The organism is Bacteroidales bacterium, from assembly GCA_035353855.1.
In the GTDB taxonomy this organism is placed as follows: Bacteria; Bacteroidota; Bacteroidia; order Bacteroidales; family CG2-30-32-10; genus DAOQAK01.
Window position 1 is genome coordinate 34,319 of sequence record DAOQAK010000037.1, and the last position, 7,416, is coordinate 41,734.

Annotated in this window: 7 protein-coding genes; all 7 read right to left on the reverse strand. The window is 34.7% G+C overall.

From position 1 onward, the window contains the following. Window positions 1-135 precede the first annotated feature (135 nt). The 7 genes from PKK00_10385 to PKK00_10415 all read right to left on the reverse strand — a co-directional run bounded on the left by PKK00_10385 (window position 136) and on the right by PKK00_10415 (window position 7,021). Window positions 136-1,782, reverse strand: coding sequence for a LysM peptidoglycan-binding domain-containing protein (locus tag PKK00_10385; GenBank protein ID HNW98804.1), 1,647 nt, complete (start codon window positions 1,780-1,782; stop codon window positions 136-138). Between the two features lie 353 nt (window positions 1,783-2,135). Beyond that, window positions 2,136-2,324, reverse strand: a complete 189-nt coding sequence (gene tatA, locus PKK00_10390) for a twin-arginine translocase TatA/TatE family subunit (GenBank protein ID HNW98805.1) — start codon at window positions 2,322-2,324, stop codon at window positions 2,136-2,138. Further along, a complete protein-coding gene (locus PKK00_10395; GenBank protein HNW98806.1) occupies window positions 2,317-2,943 on the reverse strand; it encodes a hypothetical protein in 627 nt (208 codons plus the stop codon). The genes tatA and PKK00_10395 overlap by 8 nt, the downstream gene beginning before the upstream one ends. A gap of 210 nt (window positions 2,944-3,153) precedes the next feature. Continuing rightward, complete coding sequence (locus tag PKK00_10400) at window positions 3,154-4,071, reverse strand: glycosyltransferase family 9 protein (GenBank protein ID HNW98807.1); 918 nt, start codon at window positions 4,069-4,071, stop codon at window positions 3,154-3,156. A gap of 3 nt (window positions 4,072-4,074) precedes the next feature. After that, window positions 4,075-5,166, reverse strand: a complete 1,092-nt coding sequence (locus PKK00_10405) for a radical SAM protein (protein HNW98808.1) — start codon at window positions 5,164-5,166, stop codon at window positions 4,075-4,077. Beyond that, window positions 5,154-6,023, reverse strand: a complete 870-nt coding sequence (locus tag PKK00_10410; GenBank protein HNW98809.1) for a hypothetical protein — start codon at window positions 6,021-6,023, stop codon at window positions 5,154-5,156. Before PKK00_10410 ends, PKK00_10405 begins: the two co-directional genes overlap by 13 nt. After that, window positions 6,020-7,021 (reverse strand): radical SAM protein, encoded by a 1,002-nt coding sequence (locus tag PKK00_10415; GenBank protein HNW98810.1) that lies wholly within the window; start codon window positions 7,019-7,021, stop codon window positions 6,020-6,022. Before PKK00_10415 ends, PKK00_10410 begins: the two co-directional genes overlap by 4 nt. Between the last annotated feature and the right edge of the window lie 395 nt (window positions 7,022-7,416).

The following is a 7,416-nucleotide window of genomic DNA, read 5'->3' on the forward strand; positions in this document are numbered from 1 at the left end:
TGTGAGCTCATGAATACCTTTAAAATAAAATAAGTTATGAATAAATCATTTCCGTATCGGTATAATAGAGTTTATACTATAGGACTATAACCATTGACTTAACAAGCTGCCCAAACCTTCAACCATTGACTATAATTAACTGGCAATAGCTATCTTCAATTTTTGTCCAACGTATAACTGGCTTTTAGCGGTAAGGTTATTCCATTTTTTAATTTCCTCAACCGAAACGCCTTTATATTGGTTAGCTATTCCCCAAAGCGTATCACCTTTTTGAACAGTATGGTATACGATTTTTGTAGTGGGAGAAACCTGTGTTTTGGTTTCTGTTTTAGTATTATTAGCAGCAACAGTAGGTGTAACAGAAGTTTTACTGGTGTCTTTGACTGTAGGATCCTGAACATACAAAACTTGTCCCGGATAAATATTATATGAATTTAATTTATTCCACTGTTGAATTTGATTAATAGTAGTTTTGTATTTTTCAGCAATAAGCCCCAAACCATCACCTGCTTTAACAGTATATGTTTTATCAGAAACATTTGAATTGCTTTTTAATGATGTATCAATTGTATTTAAAGTTGTTGTGGTAGTTTTACTTATGTTTTTATATGCATAATATTTAGCATTTTGAATGGAATCCTTTATCTTTTGTTGTTTTAATTTTTCTGCAAGAAGTTTTTCTTCGGCAATCATGGCTTTGGTTTTATACAGGTATAATGAATCTTCATTTGCTATATAATCACCAATATAGGATTTTGGTAATCTTAATATATAATAATCGTTTCCAAATGCCGGAATTATACTTTGTTTATACATCGGATTCAGGTAAGTTACGTCTTCAATAGGAATATTCAGTGCTTCCGATATTTGATCGAATGTAAGTTTATTTTTTACTGTAACCGTATCAATTTCATAGCTTTTAAAAGTAGGTTCTATCGCATATAAATTATGTTCTTCTGCATAATTCATTACATATACAACAGCAATAAAAGCAGGAACATAACCCTGTGTTTCACGGGGAAGGTATTTTTTTATTTTCCAGAAATCCATTTCCCCGTTTGCTTTTCTGATCGCTTTATTCACATTACCCGGACCTGAATTATATGCAGCCAAAACCAGTGACCAATCTTTATAAATAGCATAGAGATCTTTAAAGTGCCTGCAGGCAGCAATGGTTGATTTTAAAGGATCGAAACGATCATCTATATATGAAGTAACTGTTAAATTATACATTTTTCCTGTACCATAAATAAATTGCCATAAACCATTGGCTGCTGCCGGAGATTTTGCAATAGGGTTAAGAGCCGATTCAACAACTGCCAGATATTTTAGTTCAAGAGGAATATGATATTTGTCCAGGTATTCTTCAAATAAAGGAAAATAATATTTTGATAAACCAAGAATCCGTTGGGTTAAAGCGCGCTTTTTAACTGCATACAGATCAATAAAATTTTTAACATCAATATTATAAGTCAACCCAAAAGGAGATTCAGAATTTAATTTTGCTATTCTTTGTGCATATACAGAATCAGAAAATGAAGGAACATATCCGGCTGCATAATTGTATTTATTACTTGGTTTTTTTTCTGTACTGACAGCTTTTTCAAAACAATTTAATAATGCTAAACTATCTAATGCGGCAACAATAGGGTTATCTTTTTTTATCACTACCGGAACAAAACCAGTATCCTTTGCATTACTGATATTTTGGCCTGTAAGCTTTCCGCTTATGAAAATATAAGTAATGAAAACCAATAATAACAATATTTTTGCGTGCTTCATATGATAGTTATTTAGGTGTTTGTGCTTTATAAACTAATTAACGTCTGAAATGGTTGTTTTATTTCAGTTTTAGTTTTGCAAGATAATAAATTTTTTTAAAAAATTTATTTCTGTTAACAAGTTTTCAACAACAGGTTGTTGTTAATAACATTTATAATTCCACACTAAACAAAAAGAAAAGTAAATATATATTTGAATCGTATGAGAGATATTTTATCACATACCTATATGAAATGCAATATTTTTTTGAATTTAATATTCAGATAATGAAGATGATGATTTCATCATTTTAAAATATTCCTGATATAAACAATAGAAATATTTTATTAATAAAATTGAAACATTAACTGATATTATTCTTTGGTTTCTTCCGGTTTGTTATTTCCTTTATCATCAGGCTTGTCATCTGCTTTAGAAGCATCTTTGAATTCCTTTACTCCTCGTCCAAGGCCTCTCATTAATTCAGGAATTTTTTTCCCTCCGAATAATAGAAGAACAATTACTAAGATTAGTATTATTTCTAATGGTCCTATTCTACCCATAATATAATTTTTTTTCTCCTTTTATTATAATGCTGAACCGGCTAACTCCTCCTTTAACCGGTTCAGGCATTACAAAAAGTGTTTTATTTAAATCATTCTTTTTATTTATATATAGCTTACTATTATTGGATTTGATTCTGATTTTGATTCTGATTGTAATAATAGTAATAGCTGTAATAATTGTAGTAATAATAGTAGCTGTAGTAGTTATAATAATAGTAATAGCTGTAATAATTGTAGTAATAATAGTAGCTGTAGTAGTTATAATAATAGTAATAGCTGTAATAATTGTAGTAATAATAGTAGCTATAGTAGTTATAATAGTAATAATAACTATAATAATTATAGTAACTAGCATAGCTATAATAATTGTAATAATAGTAATAGCTGTAATAATTGTAGTAATAATAGTAGCTGTAGTAGTTGTAATAGTAATAGTAGCTATAGTAGTTATAATAGTAATAATAACTGTAATAATTGTAGTAATAATAGTAGCTGTAATAGTTGTAGTAATAGTAATAACTATAGTAATCTGAATAGTTGGAATAATAATAACTATAATAGTTATAATAATCGTAATAGTTACCTTCTGTGGTACGTTCAGGTTGTTCGTTACCACTGCGGGTTATTGATGAAAATGCCGGAAGAGCTGCAAAAAGCCCGGCTAGCCCAAGAGTTTGCTTGGCAGCACGTTTTAACGCATCTCTTCTTGACAGCTTAGAATCTTTATCCTGATTTTGCTCAGGGTTCTGGCTGTTCATGATTTCCGAGTCATTGGAGGAGTTGCTCATTTTTTAATTTTTAATTAATACTTTATTTATAAATTAAATTATAAAAGTGTAAATATAGCATTTATTATTTTATCCAAAGGAATTTTATCCATACAATGTTCTTGCTTCAATGGACAAGGGGTTGGATAGTTATTCGATAATCCGGGTCCCAAACATTCATTGCGCAGATGACAATGATCTAATGGAGCTTCAACATGTATATGCTCTGCATACCCGTACACACTTGATTTTGTCGGACCCCACAAAACAACCGCCGGTTTCTCTACCAGGTGTGCGGCATGCATGATAAAATTATCCGATGTTACTACAAAGTTACATCTTTTTAACAAAGAAATCAACTGCCGTGGTGAAGTTAAATTTAAAAGAGAATAAGCTCCTTTAATATGCATATCCTGCATCTTTCCTACCTGGATTACCAAAACTCCTTCCGCATTGAGCCTTTCCACAATATTGTGCCACGCCATAGGATGCATCATTTTGCGGGGTGAATCGGTTGAAGGTGAAATAATAATATTTTTCTTTTTCCAGGGAATGATATTATTTAACAATGGGTCGTCTTCCAGTTCACCGGGGATAAATAATTTTTCCTCAACAGGTGTTTTTAATCCGAATTTTTCGGCAAGTAACTGAAAAGCCCTGAATTTGCCTGAAGTATATCCTTCCGCATCCCAATAATTCAATTCAATAAATTTTGCATCTTTCGGTGGATAACCAACTTCTTTTATTGCCGGATGACCGCGTAAAATATTTGTATATTTCGTGCGCCTTACAAGATTGTATTTTTTTTGAGGATCTGAATCGTGTGCCAGTTTCAGCACTCCCGAAAGCATAAGAATATCGCCATAACCACCCAGCGGATTTATCCAAAGTTCATCGTTCCCCGGTTCAATAACCTTTGTTTCTTCAACTTCAGGTTTTATCTTTTTTTCGATTGTTTTTTTCTCAGTTTTTGCCATAAATTAAAATCGTATTCCTGTTATGGGGAAAAAATATTTTTCCAAAAATAACTTTTTCCCTTCACATCTGTTAGTGCGATGTTTAAAATCTTTGTATTTAATATAAGAATCGAGAGGGCAACCGCCATGACAGAATTCCCACCACGGGCACCCTTTACATTCTCCATTCATTAAAATATCGTTGCGTTCAATAAATTGTTCGCGCTGTTTGTCTTTCATTATGTCTATCAATGAGCGTTCATTGATATTTCCGTACGAAATAATTTCCCAGTCGCCGGCACGTCCGCACTGCGAAGCTTCACCGCTGGGACCGATATAAACATGCCCGTAAGCACATCTGCCGGTATCTTCGCACCCTACCGTTTTTTTCTTTTCAATAATATTTTCAACAAACATTTTGAAAGGATTTACCTGCGGAAAACGATTGCGGTGTTTCCACCATTCCGGGAAAATAGCGCCCAGAAAATCGGCATATTCTTCGGTGGTAATACCTATGTTCTCCCTGTCTTCACCATAAATTAAAACAGGGTTCAGCATAAATCCACCGCTTAATTTCATATTGGTGAGATAATAAAAAATATCAAGCGGTCGGGCTAATGATTTTTTTGTAACCACATAAATAAAACCCCAACCGAAATTATGCTTCTCTAATAAGTTTAATCCTTTAAAAAATCGACTGTTGTATGATACAGAATCTCTTTCCGCTCCGGGACCGCGAACTCCTGCAATAGGGTCGAAACTGGTGCCTACCTGGTTTATTCCTAACTGACGAAACAACCCAAGGAATTTTTCATTCATCAAAGTAAGGTTCGATTGAATAGCATGGTCGATGCGGTGTTTGGTATCCCTGCAATGTTTTTCCTGTAATTCAATGGCTTTCTGAAAATATTCCTCACCCAGTAATAACGGTTCGCCACCATGCCATATTAACTGTATTCTTTCCTGCGGAATTGATTTCAGGTATTCGTCAATATTCTTAAATATCAATTCCAACAACTCATACGACATGGTTTTGGGCTTCTTGCGTACTACCACATCACAATAAATACAATTGGAGTTGCACTTTTCAGTAGGCTTGAAAATTATAGTTGCCATACTTCCCTCTCTCTTTTCTTATGTTCCGAAGCCAGGAAATGGTCGGTGGCTTCCATCAGGTCGGCAAAGAATTTCTGACAACCCGGGTTTCGTTCAATGGTATCAGTAAATTTCCCCATGCATACACGCCACGACGGGCAAAAAGCACAAGTGTTATTTTGCAGGAAAAAGTTCTGCCATTCATGTAAAGCTTCTTCAAACTTTTTATTCTTCTTAATATCATTTAATTCATTAAGTCCTTTGGCAATAAAATTTCCTTTTTGCAGATCTTTACGCGATATAGCTATATTCTCATCTTTATCAATATGAAGATAAATATTAGGATTGTTGAAATAAACTGTACCAAAATCAGTCAGTCTTTCCGGGTTATAGCGGCTTGCAATAAACTGGAAGGGCTCCATGACCCCGTGATGAACTTTTCCATACAAGGCATAAGTCATCAGGTCGTTCAAAGCTTCCCAGTCGAAATCACTTTCACCAAATTCAAGTCCGCAGTTGATATGCAGCGACGAAATAATATGCAGCGCTGTAAAATTTTCTTTCTTATCAGAATTCAGGAAAATACGGATGTTCAAGTCGCGTATCAGCGGCAGACGCATCATAAATTCCTTGAATGGCCCCATTTCGCCGGCATAAATAGCAATAGGAATTCCTTTCCAGCTTTCGTGAAACGGAACTGCTGCCAGTGAGCCTTTTGAATAAACCACTACACAAATCACCCTGTTGCTTCTTTGCATAGCTGTATGATATACATGCGGTATCTGCTCAAAATTTGGAGCAATAACAACTAAACTTTCATCATGCAAACGACTGAGTAAACTCTCGTCAAACGGACAAACTAAAATATGTTCTCTCATTGATAAATTTCTTTAAATCGTACATTAGCTTCTTTCAAAAAATGATTGTATGAATGAGCTAAACAACCCCCCATGCAAAGCATTTCCTCGCGATAAACACAATCGTCGCATTCATCAAAAATTCCGGCAACTTCGGTTCTCACCTTCTGGTGCAGGTTGCGGTAATAGTCGCGTATTTCATGAACCGAATTAAATTCGTAAAGTGATTTTTTATGAATGTTCGATAATGGGAAACATCCCCACACGGTCATATCGGGACCAATATCGATAGCCGGCCCGCAGCCAAAGCTAAGCCTGCCGCTGTTATGCTTGTAAAGCTTTCCTATTTCCTCTTCGTTAAAAATACACATCGGGAAACCACAGTCGAAACCGGCTTTAATTTTCAGGCGTTCCAGAATAGGCAAATACGATACTATCTGCTTGGCCATATCTTTCATTTTATTGATAGGAACATAAACATTATGCTGTCCCGGTATAGGCGATGCAATACCCAGACGGATGTGCCTGTGCAGTCCATATTCATTAATATACTGTAAAATAAAATCTAAGTTGAAATCGGGTTTGTAAATGTTGAAACCGGGAGTGGTCAAATGCCCGAATGCTTTCAGAAACCTGCGTACATTTTCCAGTTCGGAAAAAGGCGACTTATCGGGATTATTCACGTTACATACAAATGAGAACCTGTCGGGCGAAACAGCGCTGAGTGCACGCTCGGCTTCGTTGAACATTTTCTCAGAAAGTATGCCGCTGGTAAATACATTTACATGGAACCTGCGTTCGAGCAGATACATCACAAAATCGACAAACTGCGGATGCAGCGTGGGTTCTCCGCCAAGCAACGAAAGCCCCATTTCATTAGAACTTTCCATAAGGTCGGCAATATAAATCATATTGTCCCACGTAAGAATATCATCGGGTTCGGAATCGGCCATATGTTTTTTTGCGAAACAATAAGGACAGGAACGAACACATTGCTGTGTTAAAAGTACATTAGCCATAAATTATAATTAGCTTAATTTTTTTAATGGAAGACAAATATAATAGTTTTTTACTTACAAGGAAAGATGAACATTAAATGTTCAATATTTAATGTTCAATTATTAATGAAATATTTCCTTATACCCTATACCATTATACCCTTTGAAGTTTAGTATTACAGAGTTTTAGTAGACAAGGTGACAAGTAGACAAGATGACAAGTTGATAAGTTAACAAGAGAAATCAGAATGCAGAATTTAAAATTGGTTAATGGTCATTTGTAGTCATTCATTGTCATTATACGTCTGCGGCGGATTCATTCGTTGTGAATTGCCAACTGAGAATTATTCTATTCCTAAACAGTTTGGAGTTTCCTCAGGAAAAAAGCAGGGAAAAATCAAAACGCTTTAATAGTG